The organism is Agrobacterium sp. (genome assembly GCF_032092815.1).
Classification (GTDB): Bacteria; Pseudomonadota; Alphaproteobacteria; order Rhizobiales; family Rhizobiaceae; genus Agrobacterium.
Genome location: NZ_DAMDBP010000003.1, coordinates 20,720 through 44,514 on the forward strand (window position 1 = coordinate 20,720; position 23,795 = coordinate 44,514).

Below are 23,795 nucleotides of genomic sequence, written 5' to 3' on the forward strand. Positions count from 1 at the left end.
GAGGAATCGATAGGCGGACTATTCCGCCGCCTCTGCCTTCAATACGACGGCGCGTTCCATCATCTCGATATCGTATAGGCCTGTTCGATGGCCTCGATCTGCGCTTCGGCATTGCGAATGGCCTCGGCAATGGACTGGCTGCGGGCGCGCAGCATCGAGCCCAGCACATCGGTCTCCGGCTTTTTACCCAACCGGTCCATATGTTTGCGCACGCGAGTCCGGTGACGCTCCAGCTCCAGAATATGGAAACGGCTCTTGAGAATGTCATCGGTCAGCTTGCGACGCATCGCCGCCACCGGATCGAAACTGCCGGGTTCGCGCTCATCCAGAATGAATTCATTGACCAGCGTTTCCAGCATCAGCAAACCCTTGAGATCCTTCGGATCTGCCAGCTGTGGATCATAACCGGTATCGTCAAACACCTTGCGACGTACCGGGTCTTTCAGGAGGTCATAGGCCTTTTGCAGGTTGGAGAATTGCTCCGCATCGCCACCGCTATCCGGGTGCGCGTTTTTGACAAGCTTGCGATAGGCAGCCTTGACCGCCGCCTCATCCGCATCACGCGCCACACCAAGCAAGACATAGGGATCGATCAACACAGCACCTGTTTTACGCATTCACACCAAGGGCGAAGATCCACCCGCTTGAAGCGGATCATACGCAATTTTCACGCCTGACGGCAGTCCTTGATCTCAGTTTTCACGACAATCCTGCCATGCCTGTGGCGATAATCACACCGTAGGGCATGGCAATTCAAAACGGAAAACACGCTTTAACCGCAATTTTGTCAGCGCCATGTCCATATTGCCAACAATGCCGACAAAACTGTGGAAAGCGCACAGCGATAGGCACGCCGTTCGCGAAAAGCCTTGGAATCAGCGGGTTATGGCGAAACCGCCGTTTCGGGTGTATGGTGCACAACAGGTCATAGGGATTGGCCAAGACACATAAATGGAAGAACACGCAATAGCGAGGCCAGAACGATGCCCGGTTCCATTTCTGAAACTATCGTTGAATACGTACATGCGATGACTTTTGCGGATGAAGAAAAGCTGCGAGAGCTTTTCGATCCACGCGCTGCGATCGTCGGCAACTATCAAGGCGGCATCGAGTGGTTGTCGCTCAGTGACTTCATCGACCAGATCCAATCAGCAGAACTCCCCGCGCCTTCCTCTGACCATGAGCTGGATTACGAAATTCTGGGAATCGACACGTCAGGCGAAGCAGCATCCGTAAAGGTACGGGACAGTTTTGCAGGTGCCAATTTCACCAACTACCTCTCATTGTTGCTCATCGAGGGTAACTGGCTGATTGTTCACAAGCTTTATTACCTGCACGATTAGCTCGGATTTACGGCTTCAAAACTCATCCGACGTGTCTGCGCACAAAAAAATGCGCTCTGAGCATGCTTATTTTCAATTTTCGCTTTACACAGAAAAAGAATCTGGTAATTCCACACGCACTGGATTGCCCTTGTAGCTCAGTTGGTAGAGCACCTGATTTGTAATCAGGGGGTCACGAGTTCGAACCTTGTCGGGGGCACCAGTTTTTCCTTTTACAATTCAATAGATTGCAACGCGCCTCAAGCGCGTTTTCGTCGTTTGGCGCATCTTTGATCGCGTGAACGGCTGAGCTTTTATGCGGCTATAACCACGCATTCTGCTCCCTCATTTGGGTGACGCCGTCGGCAGTGTCCGGTGTTACGCCAGTGGCGCCAGCGGCCAAGAACAAGCGGCTGGTTTGATCAACCACTCCACACCGTGAGGCATTCGATGATATCTCGCCGTATTCTTGTGACCGCCCTTCTCTCCGCCCTTGTTGCCCTGCCGGTTTCTGCTGCCGAAAACAGCTGGGACGGCACCTGGTCTGGCAAATGGGGCGGCAAATCCTCCGGCACCGTGCGCATCAAGAACAACAAGGTTGTCGGTTATTATTTTCAGGGCAACGCGCAACGTACCGGCAGCACGACCATCTCCGGCAACAAGCTCAGCTTTGGCTCCGGATACAACATCACCATGATCATGAACGGCAAGAACTCGGCGCAGGCCAATTACAAGGGCAATGGCACAGCGTCTGCAACACTGGTGCGCAAATAAGCCGGTTTGACAGTCCCCTCGTCTGGCGTGACACGCCTTACGCCAGATCCAGGCTCATCACCACGGGGCAATGATCCGACGCCTTTGGCCGGTCCCAACCGGTGCGAGGATATCGCTCGACCTCCTGCCCCGGCGGAAATATGGTGCGGAAGGGCTGGCCATTGCGGATAATGTCCGGAACCTGGTGTGCATTGAAGCTGGCAAGGCGTGGTGACAGCCAGATGTAATCGAGCTGGCACAGATGCTGTTCCTGCGGGCCGCGAGAATGATACAGGGTCCAGCGGTCCATCACATCCCGTCGCAGCATCGGATTGACGGCAAAACCATCATCGCTGAACACATTGAGTGCGCTCTCCTCTTCCGTGACTGGCGTGAATGTGTAGCCGTTGCGACGGTCACCACCAATCAGCACCTTTTCCTGATAGTCATTCATGTCGCCGCAAATGGCAAAATTCATGTCCCTTGCTTTGCTTGCGCCGAAACGGCGTTCAATAATGTGGCGCACCGCTTTCGCCTCGGCCTGGCGAATGGCCATGGTGCCAAGCCGCGCATCGGTTGACTCGCGAGCATTGCTCATCGATTTCAGGTGCACGACATAGAGTGTGAACGGCTTGCCACCGATTCGCAGATCCAGTTCCAGGCAATCACGCTTGAAGATCTTGTCATCCGGCTGGTTGGTCACGGCAATATCCGCATTGAACAGATGCAGGTCACGATAGGTCAGCGCGGCATGGCTTTTGATATCGACCAGTTCGATGGGCTGACCGTGACGGGTTTCCTCCCGCATGATGACAGCAACGTCGATACCGCGGCTGTCATTGCCTTCCACCAGATACTTCTGGCGATAACCGTTGCCGACCATGCGAAACAGATAGCCATATTCGAAGGCCTGCAAGGCGGCCATGTTATCCACCTCCTGCAGGCATAGAATATCGGCATCCGCATCAGCAATGGCCAAAGCCGAAAGCTGGCGGGTATCGTCGGTGGAAGACACCATACGCGCGCTTTCCAGAGCCTGATAGGTCGCCTCATCCCTGATGTCGAAAAGCTGCATGGCCCGGTCGCGGCGGGTCTGATTGCGAAATCCGGTAAAGTCGAAACGCGTAAGCAGGTTCTCGATATTGAAGGTAGCAAGCCTGAGCGACATGAATCATTCCCGTGTATGCAACATCACCAGCTTAGTGCCTTTGTCGTTTGGCGGGCAAGTGCAGGTCACGCTTTGGCAGGTGCGGAATCCCACCCATAATCACGACCATTCACACCAGCGTGGATAATGCGCCAAATAAATACGGGAAGTTCGAATTTTATCGTTTCCGTTCAGACAATTTAAAATCGCCGCGTGGTTATTCGCACATCGAATGGACCAATAAGATCAATGATTGATTTTCGGATTATCGCTTTTAAGGCTCTGGCCACGGGAATATTCGCATTAGGCGTGACCCTGCTGATATCCATGACATTCGTTCCCATGATGGGAGGCAAGCTTGCGGGCGCGGGATTGATCATGACGATCGTCTGCCCGCTTGCAAGCGCAATTCCCATGTCGGCCCTGCATTACTGGAACAATGCCAGATTGCGCCTCGCCCGTGCCGAAGCGACCGATGCCCGCGACAAACTTGCCTTTGCCTATGAACAGTTGCGCATGTCATCACGGCTTGATGCCCTGACCGGCATTCTCAACCGCGCCACCTTCATGGACGAGTTGGACAAGGCAAGCCTTGAAAACCAGAGCGGCGGCCTGGTGTTTTTCGATCTCGACCATTTCAAGACCCTCAATGACACCTATGGTCATGCCACCGGCGATGCAGCGCTACGCCGGGTCGGCCAGCTCATCTCACGCATCACCAGAGATGGTGACATAGCAGGGCGTATTGGCGGTGAGGAGTTTGCGATTTTCCTGCCGTCTGCCACACGACAGGATCTCGCCGAAGGCGCTGAAAAAATTCGCCTCGCCATATCAGACCTGACGGTCACGACAACAGATGGCGACAAGGTGGGCCTCAGCGCCAGCCTAGGTGTGGCCTATTGCGATACGGGCTTTGATCCCTCGCACATGCTGCAGATTGCCGATGGCAACATGTACAGCGCCAAACGTCAGGGTCGCAATCTCGCCGTCATTTGAAAGCCTGACACAATACGCGCTCCCGTCGTTGTGCCAGGTTTGTCCTGTTCTCAAATGCACGCAGTCAAAGTCGCCATGCGGCGCGGATGGACACGGGAATGAAATCCCCGACATTTGCCGCGTCTCGGCTATAGGCTCGCAGGCTCTGGCCATCAGGCAGTTTCAGGCGCAGTGCATAACGTTCGCCTTCATAGAGAGACGAGGTGACGCGGCAACGAATACCGTCTGCATCCTGCACCACATCCTGCGGTCGAACCAGAATGTCACCATTTGGAGACACGCTTTTCGGCTTGGCAAATGCGGGCGCAAGCACCGTCCAGTCCAGCTCTCTGGAATCATGGTCTGGCAGCGCCAGAGAGACGATCGCGCCCTGCCCCACCAGTGAGCCAACGAGACGACCTTCCGGACGGGCATAAAGCTCGGCAGGCGGTGCCATCTGCAACAGCTTGCCCTGCGACATCACGGCAACGTCGGTTGCCAGTGCCATCGCTTCGGACTGGTCATGGGTCACATAGATCATGGTTGCGCCGGAGCTGACGTGAAACTCGCGGAAGGTCTCTTCCATCTCCTGGCGCAAATGCCGGTCAAGATTGGCCAGCGGCTCATCCAGCAGCACCACGTCAGGTTCGGTTACCAGGCACCGTGCCAGCGCTACACGCTGGCGCTGACCACCGGACAGTTCCGAGGGGCGACGGTTGGCATAGTTTTCCAGTCGCACCGCTGCCAGGGCGGCAGCCACCTTGCTGCGATACCGCTCACCTGAAATGCCGCGCACCTTCAGGGGATAACCGGCATTGTCTGCCACCGTCATATGTGGCCACAGCGCGTAGGACTGAAACACCATCGCCATGTTGCGGCGTTCCGGCGGCACCATGCTGCCAGCATCGGCCAGCACACGTTCACCCAGAAGAATGGAACCATCGCTTGGCTGCTCAAAACCGGCAATCATGCGCAGCACCGTTGTCTTGCCGCAGCCGGAAGGTCCCAGCAGCGCCAGAAATCCACCGTCACGAATGGTGAGCGAGACGTCGTCTACCGCGGGTTTGCCCGTGCCAAAATCCTTGGACAGGCGGTTGAGGATCAGTTTTGCCACGGTACAACTCCCTTCGGCAACTTGCGCCCAAGCAGTTCCAAGAGCAGCATGAGAATGATCACCATGGCCACCACCAGAACGGACAGTGCAGAGGCCAGATCAAAACTGCCGCTATCATCAAGATTGTAGATAACCACCCCAAGTGTCTGGGTGCCGGCTGACCATAGCAGCGCCGATACCGTCAACTCGTTGCAGGCAATCAGAAAGACAAGAATAATCGAGGCACCCGCTGCCGGTGCAACCAGCGGCAAGATGATATCCTTCAACCGCCGCCAAAACCCTGCGCCAGCCAGCCGTGCCGCCTCTTCAAGAGCCGGATCGAATTGCGAGAAGGCACCCACCATCGGCTTGAGGCTGACAGCAAAGAAGGATGAGAAATAGGCGAGCAGAATAATCCAGATCGTGCCGTAAAGCGTCACCCCGACAAAGGGCAGCGGCGCGGCCAGAAGCAGGATGAAGGCCACAGCAATGACGATGCCCGGCAAGGCATAGGGAATGTCCACCAGCGCCGACAGGATGAACAGAAACCGACTTTTTGCGCGAACCAGAAAGTAAGCTGTCAGCAATGTCACCACGAGGAGACCCGCAGCCGTAACACTCGCCAGGAACATCGAATTCAGGAAGGCCGTGCGGGTCGAGGCCTGCCGGAAAAGGATTTCCTCATAGGCATGCAAGGTTGCGGTCTTGAGGCTGAGCGGCACGCCGTAAGCCGGTGCGAGCGAACTGGCCACGAGGGCGGCAAGCGGCGCCACCAGCATGAAGAAGATCGAAAGCCACAGCACAAATTCCAGCGAGAAACGCCATCCAAGCAGTCGGAATGTCGCGACCTTGCCGGAAAGGCCGATGATGCGGTAATCGCGGCCTTTCATGGCTCGCTCTTGCACGGCAAGACCGGCCACGGAAATGATCGCAATCATACCAGACAACATGGCGATGTCGCCAAATGTGCTGGTGCCGAAGCTGGCAAAGCGGCTGTAGATCAGTGTTGGCAGCGTAAAGATCGAGGCCGGAATGCCAAGGATCGCCGGAATGCCAAAATTGCCGACACCGGAGACAAAGGCAATCGCCGCACCGGCAATCAAGCCTGGTGTCGACAAGGGAAGGATAACATCTTTCAGCACCCGCCATGAGGTGGCACCGGAAAGGCGGGCCGCCTCGATACCATCCTGCGGCAGCGCCAGCAGACCGGCGCGCAAGGACAGGTACACAAGCGGGGCATGCTGCACACCAAGCAGCAAGGCAATGCCGCCAATCGAATAAAGTGGCTGTGGCGACCCCAAAGCCGGCGCGAGGCCAATGGCCTTCAGCAGCGTGCTCGATGGGCCGGTCATGCCAATCCAAGACAGCGCCGTGACCTGTGGCGGGATCATCATGGGCAACATGAACAGGAAGCTCATCGCCGCCTTGCCGCGCACATTGCACAGCGTCAGCGCCAGCGCAAAACCGCCTCCGATCACCACTGATATGACCATGCCGAGAAATGAGGTGACCAGACTGTTCCAAACCGCCTTCCACAAGGCGGGATCAGTCAACAACGGCCACAAGTCACCATTCAGTGACGAGACTATTCCGGTATAGGCGAGACGCCCCAGCGGCAAGGCGCTGAGGACAAAAACCACCAACACCACAAAGGGAAACAGCCAGCGCGGCTGGCTGTTTCCTGATGCATTCAAAACGGACATAATGTGAATTAGCCGTTCGAACCGAAGATGTCAGAGAAGGTCTTGAGGTCTTTCTCGGAACTCTTGAGAGCTTCCGGCGCATTGATCGGCAGAACCTTGATCTTGTCACGGGCCGGGAAACCTTCTGGCAGGTCAACGTCGTTGCGAGCCGGAATGTAACCAAGTTTCAGGAAGCCTTCCTGCCCGTCCTTGGACAGAACGTAATCAACGAACTTCTTGGCAGCGTCAGCATGTTTGGTGGTGGACAGAATGCCAACCGGCTCGGTCACGGCAGAAACGCCTTCTTCCGGGAACACGAACTCAACCGGTGCACCCTTGGCCTTTTCACGGATCGGCATGTAATCGACAACAACGCCGTACGCCTTTTCGCCCGAAGCAACAGACTTCAGCACGCCACCGTTACCGCCAGCGGCAACTGCACCATTTTCCTTGAGCGCCTTGTAATAGTCCCAGCCAAGGCTATCGACGCCAGCCAGCGTCTGCGCGTGAATGAGTGCCGCACCCGAAGTCAATGGGCTTGGCATGGTCACCATGCCCATGGCTTCCGGCTTTTGCAGATCCTTCCAGCTGGTTGGTTTCATGGCAGCGGCTGTGTTGTACATGATGCCGGTGGTGATCAGCTTGGTGGAGTAGTAATAACCGTCAGCGTCATACAGCGATGCATCGAGGTTTGCTGCTTCCGGCGACTTGTAGGCCAGCAACTGGCCAGCCTGCTTCATGCGCTCCAGCGTCACCGTATCGGCAATCAGCAGCACGTCGGCAACCGGATTGCCGGCTTCGATTTCCGCCATCAGCTTGGCCATGATCTTTGGCGTTCCGTCACGAACCCATTCAACGTCGAGGCCAGGATTGGCAGCCTTGAAGCCATCGACGGTAGCCTGCGCATCTTCATTTGGCTGGCTGGTGTAGAGCACCAGATCAGCGGCATTGGCGCTGCCCATCAGCACGCCGAAGGAAACCAGAGCGGTGAAAGCGGAAAGAAGGGTTTTCATGGGTCCATTCCTGTTGTGAGGTGGCCCCGCTAAAACACATATCTATAACATGTATGTGACAGCCCATTTTTGAGGACTGTCAATATCCACTCAGATGATGACGTTGCCTTCAATGAAGGTCGTCACTTCGCCGCCAATCCAGATATCATCACCAAGCTTTTCCACATGCACACGCCCTGCCCGACCCATTGCCGTGCCCTGGCTTGCCACATAGCGTTCCGGTGCCATGCCCTTGCCCATCAACCACTGGGCAACACCGGCATTGAGGCTGCCAGTCACCGGGTCTTCGCAATTATCGCCAAAAGCCCGCAGCTCGAAATCGGTGTCAACACCGTCCTCCGGCGTACATGGTGCCACGACACCAACCTGAAAACGTCCAAGTGCAGCATAATCCGGCCGAATATTCAAAACATCCGCTCTGGCTTTCAACAGCAATGACAACCAGCCGGGACCATTATCGGTCCAGTTCGCGTCGACAATGCCGCTCGATGCCACGCCAAGGGCCGCCGCCACAGTGGTTAGTGTCTCGGTATCGACAGAGCCTGATTTTCGCAAAGGTGGCGCGGCAAAGGCCAGCGTTCCATCACTCACACGAACGCGAACCAGCCCTGCCCCACATTGCTGCACCACCTCCTGCTGCCCCGGCTTGCCATGGCGGGAAAGCCAGACATGGCATGAGCCAAGCGTTGGATGACCGGCAAAGGGCAACTCGCCAACCGGAGTAAAAATCCGCACCCGGTAATCAGCACCCTCAACGGTTGGCTTCAGCAGAAATGTCGTTTCGCTGAGGTTGGTCCAGTTGGCGAAAGCCTCCATCTGCGCATCAGACACATCATCGGCATCACACACCACCGCCAGCGGATTGCCTTTGAACGACTGCGAAGAAAAGACATCAACTTGCTGAAACGCATGTTTCTGGGTCATCGGAAAACCGCCATCTGGAAAACAAGGGGTGTCACTCCGGGTCTACACCGAGAATCACAACACATCACAAATTACATCGATAGAAAAAGGTGCGGCCAGTTCGCAACAACGAACGCTTATCGCGCGCAGTATTCAACACGGCGCACGACGGAGCCGGTTGAGAGGCGTTGGCGGCAGCACAAACATGCTGCCGCCAGAACAATATCAGATAATCGGCATTGTCGCGTTGGGTGTCGCTTCCGCACCGGAAACCAGACGACCAAGGCGCTTGATGCCTTCGTCGATCATCTGCTCGTTGGCGCAGGAGAAACTGATACGCAGCGTGTTGCTGCCCGAACCATCGGCAAAAAATGCCTTGCCCGGCACGAAGGCAACCCGTTCGGTCGACAGCGATTTGGCCAGCAGTTCTGCGCCATCGATGCCTTCCGGCAGCGTCACCCAGATGAACATGCCGCCTTCGGGCTTTGTCCAGCGGGCCGTCTTTGGCATGTATTTTTCAAGAGCTGCCAACATGGCGTCACGGCGGGCGCTATAGGTTGCCTTGATCTTGGCGACCTGCTTGTCGAAACCGCGCGACGCAACATGTTCGATCGCCATCTGGTTGATGGTCGAGGAATGCAGATCAGCGGCCTGCTTCATCAGAACCAGCTTGCGGATAACAGGCATGGAAGCAACCACGAAACCAACGCGCAGGCCTGGTGCCAGCGTCTTGGAGAAGCTGCCGCTGTAGATGGTGCGGGTGTTTTCAATGCCGCCGCTACGCTCGATGTCTAGCGCCAGGATCGGTGCAATTGCGTCGCCATCAAACCGCAGGTTCTGATAGGCCGCATCTTCCAGAACGGCGATATCCAGCTCGTCGGCCAGTTCCAGCAGCTTCTTGCGGTCGGCAAGACTGACGGTTTCACCGGTCGGGTTGGAGAAGTCGGCCGAGAGATAAGCGAACTTGACCGAACCGCCAGCCTTGGTGGCGTTTTCGCGGTAGGTTTCCGGTGTGCGGTTGCCGCCCGGGTTCAGCTGGTCATAGGTCGGCTCATAGGCGTTGAAGGCCGAAAGAGCGCCGAGATAGGTCGGCCATGTCACCAGAGCGGTATCCTTCGGAGACAGGAACAGCTTGCCGAGATAGTCGAGCGCCTGCTGCGAACCGGAGGTGATAAATACGTTGTCCACCGAGCAGTCGATGCCGATCTTCGCCATGTCGGCAACGATCCATTCGCGCAGCGGCTTGTAGCCTTCGCTGACGGAATATTGGAGGGCAGAATTTACCTGCGCACCGGAAAAAATATCGGAATAGGCCTGTTTGAATTCCTGATCGGGAAACAGTGCAGGATCAGGAATACCGCCTGCAAACGAAATGATATCCGGCTGCTCAAGCAGTTTCAGCAGTTCGCGGATTTCCGACGCTTTCATGCGCGAAGAGCGCGTGGCGAAAATATGTTCCCAATCAAGCATGGGTACGTTTCCTCTTGTTTCGTTTTTTGTGCTTGCATCTTTATAGAAAAACCGAAAGGTCAGCAATGCTGACTTATCGCTTTTCGGTACTATTTTTTGTCGCGACGCACTCCCAAATGCGGCCGCACACTCCATTACAACTCCCGTTCAAACTTAACAATTCCCAGGCATCTTCAAACTACGACCCGCCGCGCCCGCACAGCACTGTCGATACTTGACGCAAGCCACTGTCAAATTCAAAGGATTGACGAAACAGCAATTTGCCTGTCGATTGCACAACGATTGATTTGGCACTTTCGAGGAGGAATAGAATGCTCAAGAATATCGACCCGGCGCTCAATGCAGATGTTCTGCATGCGCTGCGCGCCATGGGACATGGCGATACGCTGGTCATCTCCGACACCAACTTCCCATCCGACAGCGTCGCGCAACACACTGTTGTCGGTCAGGTCTTGCGCATGGAAAACATTTCCGCTGCTCGCGCCATGAAGGCAATCCTGTCAGTCCTGCCACTGGACACGCCGTTGCAGCCATCCGTCGGTCGAATGGAAGTGATGGGCGCACCGGATCAGCTGGAGCCTGTGCAGGCTGAGGTGCAAAAGGAAGTTGATGCCGCCGAAGGCAAATCTGCCCCGATGTATGGCATTGAGCGTTTCAAGTTCTACGAAGAAGCCAAGGATGCTTACTGCGTGATTACCACGGGCGAAACCCGTTTTTACGGCTGCTTCATCCTGACAAAGGGTGTGATTCCACCATCAGCCTGAAGGCGGTTTTCTGCAGTTGAAGAAAAACTGAATGAGCGGATCAGCCGATACGCTCGTTCACTCAAGCCGCGATTGGCGTGCCCTGATGAAAGCGCAACTGCCAACCGGCGCCCTCCCGGCTCCAGATCGACGATCGGTTGGCGCGTTCGATTTTTCCACCATACCTGACTTCGCTGACATAGGTCACTTGCACAACATCCGCAGACAGATGACGCGCATGGAATTCTGGTAGCGGAATGGTCGCATCAATAGCCTCGGCAGACTGCGGATCAAAAAATAGCTCCGCACGCGCATAGGTTCTGCCTGAGCGACCGAATTCAAAAAAGTCGGCAGCGAACAGCTTTTCCATCAGCACATTGTCAAAACGGCTTGCGCCGATCCACAGGGATTCTTCCAGCCGGCGGATGGTCGCCAAATCTTCGCCTGCTAGAGACACATCTGCGTCGTGCATAAGTTGCCCTGTCTGTTCTATTGGGGTTTATCAGACCAGTTTTTACCGTGTTTCACAACTGAGTAAGCAGCAACCGGCAGCTGGCGACTGGCCACTACCGCCCTCACCCATGTGCCCCCCGCGCCCCCCGTGACCGTCATCCTCGGGCTTGTCCCGAGGATCTAAGCCCTTCACCCATATTTCGAGATCAGCAGATCCTCGGGACAAGCCCGAGGATGACGCAAGAGTTAAGACGAACAACAAAAAGGGCCAGCGCTTTCGCGCTGACCCTATTAGTTCAACCTAAGCAAAGTGCTTAGTTAACAGCCTTGTCGACCAGCTGGTTCTTGGCAATCCACGGCATCATGCCGCGCAGCTTGGCGCCGACTTCTTCGATCTGGTGGGCGTCGTTCATGCGGCGGATCCCCTTGAAGCGGGCAGCACCGGCACGGTATTCCTGCATCCAGTCCGAGGTGAACTTGCCGGTCTGAATGTCCTTCAGAACGCGCTTCATTTCAGCCTTTGTTTCGGCAGTGATGATGCGAGGACCGGTCACGTATTCGCCCCACTCAGCAGTGTTGGAGATGGAGTAGTTCATGTTGGCAATGCCGCCTTCGTAGATCAGGTCTACGATGAGCTTCACTTCGTGCAAGCACTCGAAGTAAGCCATTTCAGGTGCGTAACCGGCTTCGGTCAGCGTTTCGAAACCAGCGCGGATCAGTTCAACGAGACCGCCGCACAGAACAACCTGCTCGCCGAACAGGTCGGTTTCGCACTCTTCACGGAAGTTGGTTTCGATGATGCCCGAACGGCCGCCACCAACGCCACAAGCGTAGGACAGAGCAACTTCAAGAGCGTTGCCGGAAGCGTTCTGGTGAACAGCAACGAGGCAAGGCACGCCGCCGCCCTTCTGGTATTCGCCGCGAACCGTGTGACCTGGGCCCTTCGGTGCGATCATGACAACGTCAAGCGTGTCCTTTGGCTCGATGAGGCCGAAGTGAACATTGAGGCCGTGTGCGAAAGCAATTGCTGCGCCGTCACGGATGTTGCCAGCAATGTCTGCCTTGTAGATGTCGGCCTGCAGTTCGTCAGGCGTTGCCATCATCAAAAGGTCTGCCCACTTTGCAGCTTCTGCAACGGTCATGACCTTGAAGCCGTCAGCTTCAGCCTTCTTGATGGTGCCGGAACCGGCCTTCAGCGCGATAACAACGTTCTTTGCGCCGCTGTCCTTGAGGTTGAGCGCATGGGCGCGGCCCTGCGAGCCGTAACCGACGATGGCGACATTCTTCGCCTTGATGAGGTTGAGATCGGCATCACGATCGTAATAAACGCGCATATCAGTTCCTTCTCTATGCTAATCCGGTTGAGACGGTGCGGGAAGGCAGCCCTGCCCCGCAACCGCGTGATTATTTCTGCACACCGTAAAGCGTCAAAAATGCCGTAACGGCCTTTCTTGCCCGCGGTGCGAAATCCTTCTCAGGCGCTTCGCCCAGCAGCATGCGAACATGCAGATCCGAAACGATAAGGCCGTAAAACATGCGATAAGCCTCTTCGACGTCATCGATACGAAGAAGTCCAGAGCGACGCCCTGTTTCAAGCAGTGCCTTGGCGCGACGGTCGATCTGCCGACGGCCGCGCTCCAGAAGCAGCGTGCCGAGCTTGGAGCCGTCACGGCTGCTCTGACCAACCGCGAGACGGTTCAGCGCCAGCGAGACATCGCCCGCCAGAACGTCCAGCAGGTCATGCGCAAAAACGTCGAGATGTTCTTTCAACTGCTCAACGCTCAGGCGCTCACCGGTCCGCTCAAAGGTGCGCACCTTGCTCTGCTGAAAGGTGATCATGGCAGCCAGCAGGCCGTCGCGGTCGCCAAACCACTTGTAGAGGCTTTCCTTCGAACAGTTGGCAGCGCGCGCAAGACCTGATGTGGTCAAGGCTTTATCCCCACCCTCGACAAGCAGTTTCAAAGCCTGTTCCAGAACGGCGTTCTGGCGCGGCGAGAATTCCTGTGCTGTCATCGGATCGGTGGTCACTGCATTCACTCCAGAAGTACGGACTAGTACCGTACAGTACGGTTCTGGTGATGGATAAGAGAATGCCCGCCTCTGGTCAAGATTTTTTTTAAAGGAACGTTACGATTTGACGCAGCGCAGCAAAAAGCTGCAATGCAAACACCTGGGCCTTGATAGCGCTCAGGCCGCCTTGTCAAATTCGACGCGTGCCGCTCGCACCGCCTGCTGGTTGTCCAACGCCCACAAGATCACCTTGGACAGCGGCTCATAAAGTGAACGACCAAGCGGCGTCATGCGATATTCCACACTTGGTGGCTTGGTGGGAAACACCTCACGTTCAAGGTAACCGTCGCGTTGCAGATCGCGCAGCGTCTGTGTCAGCATGCGTTGGGAAATATCAGGCACCATGCGCTTCAGCTGGCCGAACCGGTATGGTTTTTCGGCAAGCGCCTCCAGCAGCAAGGTTGCCCACTTGCCACCGATCTGGCTGAGAAGATCGCGCACCGGGCAATTGTCGAAATCGAGCCCCGAAAAATCTTTTGCCGTGGCATTGGCGGCTTTCGGTTTGAAGCCCGAGGTTGGCGCGTCCATGGTGGTTCCCTTTTGGTAACGATCTACCGCGAAAGTGCCTTCTTTACAGCACAGGGTCAATTCCTATTTTAGCCCTGGTCTCTTTTTGAGAGTGGTAAATCACCTGCCGCTCACACTGCTTGAAACCGAAGACACTCGACACGATCAAAGGAAATACGCCATGAGCAAAATTCTGGTTACCGGAGCAGCAGGCCAGCTTGGCAAGGCGGTCATCCAGCATCTCCTCGACACCTACAAGGTCCCGGCCGCTGACATCGTTGCCGCCAGCCGCGACACCTCCAAGCTTGCCGATCTGGCAGCCAAAGGCGTAGAAACCCGCAAGGCCGATTTTGATGATGAAGCCTCGCTGGCTACCGCCTTTTCCGGCATCGACAAGCTGCTGATCATCTCCACCGACGCCCTTGCCGTTCCCGGCCAGCGCCTCAAGCAGCACACATCAGCCGTTAATACCGCCGCAAAGGCTGGCGTCAAACATGTGCTTTACACCTCCATGCCAAACCCGGACAAATCACTGGTGACCTTTGCGCCTGACCATCTCGGCACAGAACAGGCCATCAAGGCCAGCGGCCTGCCCTACACCATCATCCGTAACGCCTGGTATACTGACAATTATCTGCATGCCATGCCGCACAACCTGCAGACCGGACAGTGGTTCACCTCCAGCGGCAACGGCAAGGTTCCCAACATTTCGCGTGACGATTGCGCCCGTGCAGCCGCCGCAGCCCTTGCCAAGGGCAAGGCAGAAAACAAGACCTACACCATCACCGGCCCTCAGTCGCTGTCCGCAGATGAAGTGGCAGCACTGATTTCTCAAACCACAGGCAAGCCGCTGGCCGTTGTCCAGATCAATGACCAGCAGTTGAAGCAGGGTATTGAAGGCGCAGGTCTTCCAGGTTTCGTCGCCGACATGCTGGTTTCCGCCGATGCCAATATCCGCGCTGGCAATTTTGATGGCGTCACCAATGATTACGAAACATTGACTGGCGAAAAGCCGCAGTCTCCGGCCGATTATTTCAAGGCCAACAAGGCAGCCCTTATCGGCTGATCCCTTCGGCTGCTGAAACAAAAAAGGAGGCGGACCAACACCCGCCTCCTTTTTGCATGTCAGTTTTGCAGCAATGTTTTACGCGAAGAAACCGCAGCAACAGATTCTAAACACGCCTGAATCGCCACATCTTCACCTTGCGGCATTCATTCTCGTTATTCCGCCGCCATGCTTTCGCGTGACGCCTCGACATCGCGCGCCGGCGACATGCCGTAGACGCGGCTATATTCGCGGCTGAACTGCGAGGGGCTTTGATAACCGACGCGATGACCGGCGGTGCCGGCATCCAGCCGCTCCAGCAACATCAGGCGGCGGGCCTCCTGCAATCGAAGCTGCTTCTGATACTGCACCGGCGTCATTGCCGTGATCGCCTTGAAATGGTGATGGAACGACGAAACGCTCATGCCGACATGGTCTGCCAGATCTTCGATGCGCAACTGGCGTGCAAAATTCTCGCGCAGCCAGGCGATGGCACGGGCAATACGATTGCCATGGGTATCGGCAGAAACGATGCCCATCAACTGCTCCCCCGCCGGGCCGGTCAGGATGCGATAAAGGATTTCCTGCTCGATCAGCGGCGCCATGGCTGCAATGTCGGATGGACGATCAAGCAAACGCAACAACCGTGTGGTTGCATCGAGAAGTTCTGGTGTGGCAGCATTGACGACAATGCCGCGCTGGTCGACAGTCGGACCCGGACGGCGGCGAATATTACCACGCGCCATCAGATCCAGCACCTTTTCACCGCTGATCGCAAGCGTGATGCAGAAATGCGGAACCTGCTCGCTGGCCTCGACCACACGCCACGCAACTGGCAGGTCAAGCGAGCTGAGAAGATAGTCTCCCGCGGCGTAATTGATGGTATCTGTGCCCAATTGCAGGCTTTTTGCACCCTGAACGACCATGGCGAGACATGGCCGGTAACTGCCGTTGCATGGCGCACTGGGCGACGAGCGTTTGCTGATGCCCAAGGCATCGATGGCCGTCTGCACCTCGCCATCAACCGGCGCATAACGCGAGGCAATCGAAGCGATTTCCTGATAGGGGCTGAAAGGCAGTGTCATGGATCAAATCCCCTCGAGTAAACAGCAACTCCGGTAGCCGATATTTATAATATCGCCGTCCTTTCGCAAAGAGGACAGTGCAGCGATTTGCAGGATCGTGCAAAAAGCTCGTAGGATCGCTCTAACACTGCCGCATTCTTTCATTGCAGTATCCGCCATCTCTTCCCAGAACCTGAAAGGAAACTTCAGATGGCTATTGCAAGAGGCTATGCTGCAACCGACGCGTCGAAGCCACTCACCCCGTTCACCTTTGAACGCCGTGAGCCAAACGACGATGACGTTGTCATCGAAATCAAATATGCCGGTATCTGCCACTCGGATATTCACACCGTGCGCAACGAATGGAAAAACGCCGTTTATCCAATCGTTCCGGGCCACGAGATTGCCGGTGTTGTCACCGCTGTCGGCTCCAAGGTCACCCAGTTCAAGGTTGGCGATCATGTCGGCGTTGGCTGTTTTGTCGACAGCTGCGTAGGCTGCGCAACGCGCGACCTCGACAACGAGCACTATATGCCAGGCTTGGTTCAGACCTATAACGACAACGGTGCTGATGGCCAGTCCAGAACGCAGGGCGGTTATTCCGACCATATCGTTGTTAAGGAAGGTTATGTCCTGTCGATCCCGGACAATCTGCCGCTCGACGCATCCGCTCCGCTGCTGTGCGCCGGTATCACCCTTTACTCCCCGCTTCGCCGCTGGGAAGCCGGTCCAGGCAAGAAGGTTGCCATCGTTGGCATGGGTGGTCTTGGCCACATGGGTGTCAAGCTCGGTGCTGCCATGGGTGCAGATATTACCGTATTGTCGCAGACACTTTCCAAGCGCGAAGATGGCCTGAAGCTGGGTGCCAAGGAATATTACGCCACCAGCGACGCATCGACCTTTGAAAAGCTGGCAGGTACCTTCGACCTGATCATCTGCACCGCCGGTGTGGCAATCGACTGGAATGCTTATCTCGGCCTGTTGAAGCCTAAGGGCAGCATGGTTGTGGTCGGTGCACCTGAGCATGCCATTCCGGTTCACGCCTTCTCGCTGATCGTCGGCGCAAGAAGCCTGTCCGGTTCGATGATCGGTTCGATCAAGGAAACCCAGGAAATGCTTGACTTCTGCGGCAAGCACAACATCGTTTCGGAAATCGAAAAGATCGACATCAAGGATGTCAACGAAGCCTATGAGCGCGTTCTGAAGAGCGACGTTCGTTACCGCTTCGTCATCGACATGGCGACACTGGCCGCCTGATAAGCGCACTACGGACCGAAAAAGGGCAGGATGTGAAAACATCCTGCCCTTGTTTTTTAAAGATTACGCCTCGTCTTTCAGCGTTTCTTTCTGGGTAATCAGACGCGCACTGTGCTGACCGCTGAGATAGATCCACAACCAGCTCCACGCCACGGCAAGACGCGAGCGTGTGCCGATCAGGAAGTAGATATGGGCAAGGCCCCAGATCCACCAGGCCAGACCGCCCTTGAGGCTGAACTTCCCGAAATCGATCACCGCCGCGCGTTTGCCGATGGTCGCCAGATTGCCCTGATGGCTGTAGTGGAACGGTGCCGTGGCAGGTTTGCCAGCCAGTCGTGAAGCCAGAAGTTTTGCCACATAGGCACCCTGCTGTTTTGCTGCCGGCGCAATGCCGGGAACCGGCTTGCCATTGGCCTGGTTCACCGCCGCGGTATCACCAATTACAAAAATGTTGGGATCACCCTCAATCGCCAGATCCTGTCCAACGATGGCACGCCCTGCCCGGTCCGCCGGAATACCAAGCCACTGCGCCGCAGGCGATGCCTGCACACCGGCCGCCCACATGACCGTGCGGCACGCCACGAAGCGATCGCCAATCGTCACGCCTTCATCCGTGCAGGATGTCACCGGCGTGCCGAGAGAAACCTGAACGCCGAGTTTCTCCAGCGCATTCTTGGCATAGGCTGAAAGTTCTTCGGTAAACACCGGCAAGACGCGTGGCCCGGCCTCGACCAGAATAACCTTCGCCTGGGTGGTGTCAACGCGGCGGAATTCCGGCGGCAGGATCTTGTGCGCCAACTCGGCAATCATGCCGGCCATTTCCACGCCGGTCGGTCCTGCGCCAATAATGACGAAGGTCAAAAGCGCTTCACGCTCCGCCGGATCGCTGCTAAGTTCCGCCTTTTCAAAAGCCAGCAGCAGACGACGACGCAGGGTCGTGGCATCCTCAAGCGTCTTCAGACCTGGCGCCACGCTTTCCCACTGGTCATTGCCGAAATAGGCATGGCGCGCGCCGGTTGCCAGCACCAGCGTGTCATAGGAGATGTTTTCACCGCTTTTCAGCTGTACGGTCTTGGCAGCACGGTCGACACCGGTCACCTCGGTCAACAGCGTCGTGACTTCCTTGCGGTCCTTGTAAAGCAGACGGATTGGCCAGGCAATTTCAGACGTTGCCAGAACCGTGGAGGCGACCTGATAGAGCAGTGGCTGGAACAGGTGGTGATTGCGCCGGTCAATCAGCGTTATGCGGACAGGTGCCCCCTTCAACCCATGTACAAGCTGAAGCCCGCCAAAACCGCCTCCGACAACCACGACATGATGTTCCTGCATAAAACTGCCCCTTGGTATAAAATAAAAAGCCTGCGCATGGTGATGCGCAGGCCGGTTATAAAATCAAAAACTTGACGATAGTTATGAAATATCCTGACCGCAGGCGCGGCAAAAACGCCGCACCGTTTCCACCATGCCATATTCCAGCGCGTCCGCTGTCAGGCCGTGGCCGATCGAAACCTCGGCAAGGTACGGTATACGCTTCACGAGGGCCGGCAGGTTGGCAACCGTCAGATCGTGACCGGCATTAACGGCAAGACCGAGCGCCTTGGCATGATCGGCCGTCTGGCCTAAAGCCTCAAGCAGAACGGCCTCTTTTTCCGGGTCGTCAAAACAACCACCATATGGGCCGGTATAAAGCTCGATACGGGCGGCACCGGTTTCGGCGGCCAGTTCAACGGCGGCTCGATCACCGTCACCATCGGCAAACAGCGAAACGCGCATGCCACCGGCCTTCAAACGGGCAACGGTTTCCTTGAGAAAGCCTGCATGTTTGCGGAAATCCCAGCCGTGATCGGAGGTCGCCTGGGAGGGATCGTCAGGCACCAATGTTACCTGTTCAGGCTGCGCCTGTTCGCACAGCACCAGAAACTCTTCCGTCGGATAACCTTCAATATTGAATTCCGCCTGCGGAAATTCGTCATCAATCAGGGCGCGCAAAACAGGCAAATCGGAAAAACGGATATGGCGTTGGTCCGGACGTGGGTGCACAGTCAGGCCACTTGCACCGGCCTGCAGCGCCAGACGACCGAAATGTGCGACATCAGGCCAAGGCAGATCGCGCCTGTTGCGAAGCATGGCTATAGCATTGAGATTAACGGATAAAGTGGTTGGCATGACGGCAGCCCTTGGTAATGCAGATAAGGAGTGAGTACTCTCTTTTATCAAGGATGCAGTAACAGAAGCGCAACAACCAGAAAAAAATGCATTCCGCTTGGAACAGAATCAGGGTTACACTCATTAAGCGAACTTCGTGCAATCCGTTAAAGGGAATGCCGCCCGTGAAAGACGTTGCCGACGCCACCGAAGAAGACGCTGCGGATGCGCAATGCAAAGAGTGCGCGCTGATTGTTCGCGCCGGACAACGACCTCTTTTCGACGTTGAATGATGACAGAGGATAAATGCGGGAAAGAAATCTCCGCATTGCTCATTCATGACATGCAATTACTGATCAGAAGGAATGGAAAGAATTTTCAAGCATGGAGGGGGGAGACCTTATGCAAAAAGAAAATACGCCCAGTGATCAAATACATCAAAAATCAAGATCATCGTCACTTTATCACAACCATATATTCCTGCCGGAACTGAAGCTTTCGTTGCGCCTGCCGCCGGAGCCGGTAGGAATAGCTGATATGGCCAATCTATTTGGCGTCACCCATCGTACATTGCACTTCTACGAGGAAAAAGGACTGCTGTCGTCTCGCCGGTCTGGCCTGATGCGCATCTATACGCATCGCGACGTCAATGTGATGGCGCTTGTCAACACCTGCCGCGAAGTGGGCATCCCCGTCGCCGTTATCCAGGAATTCATGGAAAAACTGGCCGATGCGGATTCTCAAGGTGAAGCCACCGCGCTGTTTGAAGAATTGCTCAACAACCGAAAACGCGAACTGACCTCCGATCTGTCGACCATGCGACGGCAGATGCAGCAGATCAGCAATCTTCTAAATCCCTATGACGAAGACGACCCGGTGCAGACAGGCACATCAGCGGAAGATTCGATCATGTTGACGGACATCGAACGCAAATGCCTGGAACTGATGGCGGAGGGTTACGCCTCTGTCCGCCTTGCACGCGCGGTTGGTCTGCGGATTGAGGAACTGCAGAAACTCGAAAAGGCCATCATACAGAAATTCGGCGCCAACAACCGCTTTCAGGCGGTTGCCAAGGCCGTTCTGTTGGGCATCATTCCGGCCTGATGCCCGGAATGGATTGCCCTATCGCACGATTGTCAGGGTTTCAGCCGCACGGGTGATGGCGGTATATAGCCAACGCTCGCGGCTGTCACGAAAAGCAAAGCTCTCGTCAAACAGCACCACATTGTTCCACTGCGAACCCTGCGCCTTGTGAACCGTCAGTGCGTAGCCGAAATCGAACTCGTCGTAACGTTTGCGCGTTGACCATGGAATTTCGGTCTCGGTCTCCTCAAACGCTGCTTTCAGCAATTTGATCTTGGCGGCACCGCGATCCATATCGTCATCTTCAGGACGGATCATCAGATTGATGCCGGGCTTGACCGTCTCACGCGATGAACTCATCACCTGCCATAAAGAACCGTTCAACAGGCCCTTGGCAGGGTCGTTGCGCAGGCACACCAGCTTGTCACCCGATTGCGGATAATCGGCTGAAAAACCTTTCAGCTCACGAAGGCGCTGATTGTAACGACGGCGGGTGCGGTTGGTACCAACCAAAACCTGATCGGCATCCAGTACCAGTGACTGCGTCACCTCGGATTTGGAAATCACCTGCGCAGAGCCGTAATCACCGCGCATGATCTCACGACCCTCACGCACATCCATGGCCAGCTGAATGATCGGATTGTCTTTTGCCTGACGATGGATTTCGCTCAGCAGATAATCCGGCTCCTGCTCGGTAAAGAAACCACCACCGGTGACCGGCGGAAGCTGGCCGGGATCGCCGAGAACCAGAATCGGCGTGCCGAAGCTCATCAAATCCTTGCCCAGTTGCTCATCGACCATCGAGCACTCGTCGATGATGATCAGCGCCGCCTTTGCGAGAGGGCTTTGTCGGTTGATGGAAAACATCGGCGCAATGGATGTCTTGCCGGTTTCCTCATCCTCGATGGCTTCTTCGCCACGTGGCCGGTAAATCAGCGAGTGAATGGTGCGGGCATTGGAGGCACCACGCGAACGCAGAACCTGGGCTGCCTTGCCGGTGAAGGCTGCAAACAGCACCTCGCCATCAACATTTTCAGCAAAATGTTTGGCGAGTGTCGTCTTGCCGGTTCCGGCATAGCCAAACAGCCTGAAGACCTGCGAACGGCCTTCCTTGAGCCAGCGCGAAACGGCTTTGAGAGCCTCATCCTGTTGCGGTGAAAATTGCATGCGCTCTCTTCGCAGGATTCGGGGCAACAGCGCAACCGCAAACTCTCCGTGGAAGTTTTCCTTCCATGCGTGCCAGCGAGGGCAATAGCGCCTAAAATGCCCCCATGAAGATACTGATTCTCGGCGCAACAGGTTTCATCGGCTCTGAAATCGCAAGGAAACTCGCATCGGAAGGCCACAACGTGACGGGCCTTGGGCGCAGTGTGCAGCAGGCGCAGCGTAAATGGCCGGAACTGAAATGGCAGTCTGCCGACCTTGTCCACATGGGCGAAGCCAATGCGTGGAAAGAGTTGGTCGAAACCCACGATGCCATCGTCAATTGTGCAGGCGCATTGCAGGATGGCCTATCGGACAATCTCTCCGCCACACAAGAAAGCGCCATGCTGGCGCTTTATCAGGCGGCACAATCCGCCGGTGGCAAGGCAATTATCCAGATTTCGGCCAGAACCACAGGTGCCGCCTCCGCCCTACCCTTTCTGGCCACCAAACGAAATGCCGACGAAGCCCTTGCCAAAAGCGGCCTGCCCTATGTCATTCTGCGTCCGGCGCTGGTGATTGGCCGCAATGCCCATGGCGGCACCGCATTGTTGCGGGCACTGGCCAGCATGCCTCGCATCCTGCCGCTCACCCATGCGCGAAGCCCCGTTCAAACGGTCGCCATCGGCAATGTCGCCCAAATGGTGCTTCTGGCACTCAGCGGATCTATCCCGTCCGGCAGCGACATTGATCTCGCCGCCGATGAGCGCCACACACTTGGCTCCCTTGTGTTGCTGCACCGGCAGTGGCTGGGTCTGCCAGCGGCAGATGTTCTAGAACTACCTGACTATGTGGCGCGGCCAGTTAGCTGGATTGCCGATCTCGCCGGGCGGCTTGGCTGGCGTTCGCCGCTGCGTTCTACCGCCATGGCTGTGATGTCAGAAGGTGTGATAAGCACATCCAAAACCGATGCCCGTCACTACGGCGTGCTTCTGAAAACCGCACAGCAGACTTTGCAGGCCACACCGTCTGCCGTTCAGGACCTGTGGTTTGCGCGGCTCTATCTGCTGAAACCGATAATCATTCTGTGCCTGTCGTTATTCTGGCTGCTGTCGGGATTGATCCCGCTATTTGATATCCAGAACGCATCCAGCCACTTCCTGCCCTTCATGCCGCAACCGGCCGCGATCACCGTAACACTTGCCACCTGCCTCATGGACCTGGCGCTTGGGCTTGGCGTTCTGGTGCGCCCTTTCGCAAAAAAGGCGATGGTCGGCATGTTATTGGTCACCGCCTCCTATCTTGCTGGCGGTACGCTGCTTGAACCACAGCTCTGGCTTGATCCACTTGGGCCGCTGGTCAAGGTACTGCCCTCCATTCTGCTCACGCTGGTCGCCCTGGCCATTTCAGACGAACGATAGATCCATGCTTGAAGAGTTCATTCGCCTTGCACACGTCATCGGCGCAACCGTTCTGCTGGGAACCGGTGCAGGCATCGCGTTTTTTATGGTCATGGCACGGCGAACCGAAAACCCGGCTCTGATTGCCCATGTCAGCGGGACGGTGGTCATTGCCGATACGGTGTTTACGGCAACGGCCGCCATTGTTCAGCCGGTAACCGGATACATGCTGGCCAGCATCATCGGCTGGCCACTCACGGAAGGCTGGGTATTTCTGTCATTGCTGCTTTATGTCTTTACAGGCCTGTTCTGGCTACCTGTGGTGTGGATACAGATCAGGCTGCGCAACATTGCCCGTCAGGCGGCGACAGATAACACGCCGCTCCCGGAGCAGTGGTTTTTCCTTTACCGCATCTGGTTTGCCTGCGGTTTCCCGGCCTTCTTCGCAGTGATCGGCATCTTCTGGCTGATGTTGATGAAGCCGGACATTCCACTGTGGAATTGACCACAACGATTTTCCACATTCG

Annotated in this window: 24 protein-coding genes and 1 tRNA gene; 10 read left to right on the forward strand and 15 right to left on the reverse strand. The window is 56.2% G+C overall.

Annotation, left to right across the window (positions count from 1 at the left end; all coding sequences use genetic code 11):
- Window positions 1-59: 59 nt before the first annotated feature.
- Window positions 60-617, reverse strand: coding sequence for a J domain-containing protein (locus RT613_RS02000; RefSeq protein ID WP_313612565.1), 558 nt, complete (start codon window positions 615-617; stop codon window positions 60-62).
- 366 nt (window positions 618-983) lie between these two features.
- On the opposite strand from RT613_RS02000, the gene RT613_RS02005 reads away from it, so the two are divergent.
- The 3 genes from RT613_RS02005 to RT613_RS02015 all read left to right on the forward strand — a co-directional run bounded on the left by RT613_RS02005 (window position 984) and on the right by RT613_RS02015 (window position 2,096).
- The gene (locus RT613_RS02005) at window positions 984-1,343 is read left to right on the forward strand and encodes a nuclear transport factor 2 family protein (protein WP_313612567.1); all 360 of its coding nucleotides are present in this window, start codon (window positions 984-986) and stop codon (window positions 1,341-1,343) included.
- Between the two features lie 126 nt (window positions 1,344-1,469).
- A tRNA-Thr gene (locus RT613_RS02010) sits at window positions 1,470-1,545 on the forward strand.
- A 227-nt stretch (window positions 1,546-1,772) separates the two neighbouring features.
- A complete protein-coding gene (locus tag RT613_RS02015) occupies window positions 1,773-2,096 on the forward strand; it encodes a hypothetical protein (RefSeq protein WP_313612569.1) in 324 nt (107 codons plus the stop codon).
- Between the two features lie 37 nt (window positions 2,097-2,133).
- Here the strand turns inward: RT613_RS02015 and RT613_RS02020 are convergent, their stop codons facing one another.
- Window positions 2,134-3,243 (reverse strand): endonuclease/exonuclease/phosphatase family protein, encoded by a 1,110-nt coding sequence (locus RT613_RS02020; RefSeq protein WP_313612570.1) that lies wholly within the window; start codon window positions 3,241-3,243, stop codon window positions 2,134-2,136.
- A 306-nt stretch (window positions 3,244-3,549) separates the two neighbouring features.
- On the opposite strand from RT613_RS02020, the gene RT613_RS02025 reads away from it, so the two are divergent.
- Complete coding sequence (locus tag RT613_RS02025) at window positions 3,550-4,218, forward strand: GGDEF domain-containing protein (RefSeq protein WP_313612571.1); 669 nt, start codon at window positions 3,550-3,552, stop codon at window positions 4,216-4,218.
- 64 nt (window positions 4,219-4,282) lie between these two features.
- Here RT613_RS02025 and RT613_RS02030 read toward each other — a convergent pair whose 3' ends face one another.
- The 5 genes from RT613_RS02030 to RT613_RS02050 form a co-directional block, all read right to left on the reverse strand.
- Window positions 4,283-5,311: an ABC transporter ATP-binding protein gene (locus tag RT613_RS02030; protein ID WP_313612573.1), complete on the reverse strand. Its 1,029-nt coding sequence runs from the start codon at window positions 5,309-5,311 to the stop codon at window positions 4,283-4,285.
- A complete protein-coding gene (locus tag RT613_RS02035; protein ID WP_313612575.1) occupies window positions 5,299-6,993 on the reverse strand; it encodes an iron ABC transporter permease in 1,695 nt (564 codons plus the stop codon). Before RT613_RS02035 ends, RT613_RS02030 begins: the two co-directional genes overlap by 13 nt.
- An 8-nt stretch (window positions 6,994-7,001) precedes the next feature.
- Window positions 7,002-7,985 carry an ABC transporter substrate-binding protein gene (locus RT613_RS02040; RefSeq protein ID WP_313612576.1) on the reverse strand — a complete coding sequence of 328 codons (984 nt, stop codon included), beginning with the start codon at window positions 7,983-7,985 and terminating at the stop codon, window positions 7,002-7,004.
- A 90-nt stretch (window positions 7,986-8,075) separates the two neighbouring features.
- The gene (locus RT613_RS02045; RefSeq protein WP_313612577.1) at window positions 8,076-8,909 is read right to left on the reverse strand and encodes a PhzF family phenazine biosynthesis protein; all 834 of its coding nucleotides are present in this window, start codon (window positions 8,907-8,909) and stop codon (window positions 8,076-8,078) included.
- A 204-nt stretch (window positions 8,910-9,113) separates the two neighbouring features.
- Window positions 9,114-10,358 (reverse strand): PLP-dependent aminotransferase family protein, encoded by a 1,245-nt coding sequence (locus RT613_RS02050; protein ID WP_313612578.1) that lies wholly within the window; start codon window positions 10,356-10,358, stop codon window positions 9,114-9,116.
- A gap of 311 nt (window positions 10,359-10,669) precedes the next feature.
- On the opposite strand from RT613_RS02050, the gene RT613_RS02055 reads away from it, so the two are divergent.
- Window positions 10,670-11,122 carry an RbsD/FucU family protein gene (locus RT613_RS02055; RefSeq protein WP_250981810.1) on the forward strand — a complete coding sequence of 151 codons (453 nt, stop codon included), beginning with the start codon at window positions 10,670-10,672 and terminating at the stop codon, window positions 11,120-11,122.
- A 61-nt stretch (window positions 11,123-11,183) separates the two neighbouring features.
- On the opposite strand, the gene RT613_RS02060 is transcribed toward RT613_RS02055, so the two are convergent.
- The 4 genes from RT613_RS02060 to RT613_RS02075 all read right to left on the reverse strand — a co-directional run bounded on the left by RT613_RS02060 (window position 11,184) and on the right by RT613_RS02075 (window position 14,152).
- Window positions 11,184-11,573 (reverse strand): DUF4440 domain-containing protein, encoded by a 390-nt coding sequence (locus RT613_RS02060; protein WP_313612579.1) that lies wholly within the window; start codon window positions 11,571-11,573, stop codon window positions 11,184-11,186.
- A 295-nt stretch (window positions 11,574-11,868) separates the two neighbouring features.
- Window positions 11,869-12,888: a ketol-acid reductoisomerase gene (gene ilvC, locus RT613_RS02065; RefSeq protein ID WP_313612580.1), complete on the reverse strand. Its 1,020-nt coding sequence runs from the start codon at window positions 12,886-12,888 to the stop codon at window positions 11,869-11,871.
- 70 nt (window positions 12,889-12,958) lie between these two features.
- Window positions 12,959-13,582 carry a TetR/AcrR family transcriptional regulator gene (locus RT613_RS02070; protein WP_313612581.1) on the reverse strand — a complete coding sequence of 208 codons (624 nt, stop codon included), beginning with the start codon at window positions 13,580-13,582 and terminating at the stop codon, window positions 12,959-12,961.
- Window positions 13,583-13,741: 159 nt separating this feature from the next.
- The gene (locus tag RT613_RS02075; RefSeq protein ID WP_313612583.1) at window positions 13,742-14,152 is read right to left on the reverse strand and encodes a helix-turn-helix domain-containing protein; all 411 of its coding nucleotides are present in this window, start codon (window positions 14,150-14,152) and stop codon (window positions 13,742-13,744) included.
- A gap of 160 nt (window positions 14,153-14,312) precedes the next feature.
- Between RT613_RS02075 and RT613_RS02080 the strand changes: the two genes are divergently transcribed.
- Window positions 14,313-15,197, forward strand: a complete 885-nt coding sequence (locus RT613_RS02080; RefSeq protein ID WP_313612585.1) for an SDR family oxidoreductase — start codon at window positions 14,313-14,315, stop codon at window positions 15,195-15,197.
- Window positions 15,198-15,352: 155 nt separating this feature from the next.
- On the opposite strand, the gene RT613_RS02085 is transcribed toward RT613_RS02080, so the two are convergent.
- Complete coding sequence (locus RT613_RS02085) at window positions 15,353-16,261, reverse strand: AraC family transcriptional regulator (RefSeq protein ID WP_313612587.1); 909 nt, start codon at window positions 16,259-16,261, stop codon at window positions 15,353-15,355.
- 189 nt (window positions 16,262-16,450) lie between these two features.
- On the opposite strand from RT613_RS02085, the gene RT613_RS02090 reads away from it, so the two are divergent.
- The gene (locus RT613_RS02090; protein ID WP_313612589.1) at window positions 16,451-17,497 is read left to right on the forward strand and encodes an NAD(P)-dependent alcohol dehydrogenase; all 1,047 of its coding nucleotides are present in this window, start codon (window positions 16,451-16,453) and stop codon (window positions 17,495-17,497) included.
- 63 nt (window positions 17,498-17,560) lie between these two features.
- Here RT613_RS02090 and RT613_RS02095 read toward each other — a convergent pair whose 3' ends face one another.
- Both RT613_RS02095 and RT613_RS02100 read right to left on the reverse strand, forming a co-directional pair.
- Complete coding sequence (locus tag RT613_RS02095; protein ID WP_313612591.1) at window positions 17,561-18,826, reverse strand: NAD(P)/FAD-dependent oxidoreductase; 1,266 nt, start codon at window positions 18,824-18,826, stop codon at window positions 17,561-17,563.
- A gap of 81 nt (window positions 18,827-18,907) precedes the next feature.
- Window positions 18,908-19,663: a pyridoxine 5'-phosphate synthase gene (locus RT613_RS02100; protein WP_313612592.1), complete on the reverse strand. Its 756-nt coding sequence runs from the start codon at window positions 19,661-19,663 to the stop codon at window positions 18,908-18,910.
- 411 nt (window positions 19,664-20,074) lie between these two features.
- On the opposite strand from RT613_RS02100, the gene RT613_RS02105 reads away from it, so the two are divergent.
- Window positions 20,075-20,746 (forward strand): MerR family transcriptional regulator, encoded by a 672-nt coding sequence (locus RT613_RS02105; RefSeq protein ID WP_409558751.1) that lies wholly within the window; start codon window positions 20,075-20,077, stop codon window positions 20,744-20,746.
- An 18-nt stretch (window positions 20,747-20,764) separates the two neighbouring features.
- On the opposite strand, the gene RT613_RS02110 is transcribed toward RT613_RS02105, so the two are convergent.
- Window positions 20,765-21,892: an ATP-dependent RecD-like DNA helicase gene (locus RT613_RS02110; protein WP_313612593.1), complete on the reverse strand. Its 1,128-nt coding sequence runs from the start codon at window positions 21,890-21,892 to the stop codon at window positions 20,765-20,767.
- Window positions 21,893-21,996: 104 nt separating this feature from the next.
- Between RT613_RS02110 and RT613_RS02115 the strand changes: the two genes are divergently transcribed.
- Window positions 21,997-23,289, forward strand: coding sequence for an SDR family oxidoreductase (locus RT613_RS02115; RefSeq protein ID WP_313612594.1), 1,293 nt, complete (start codon window positions 21,997-21,999; stop codon window positions 23,287-23,289).
- Window positions 23,290-23,293: 4 nt separating this feature from the next.
- Window positions 23,294-23,773, forward strand: a complete 480-nt coding sequence (locus RT613_RS02120) for a DUF2269 domain-containing protein (protein ID WP_313612596.1) — start codon at window positions 23,294-23,296, stop codon at window positions 23,771-23,773.
- Window positions 23,774-23,795 lie beyond the last annotated feature (22 nt).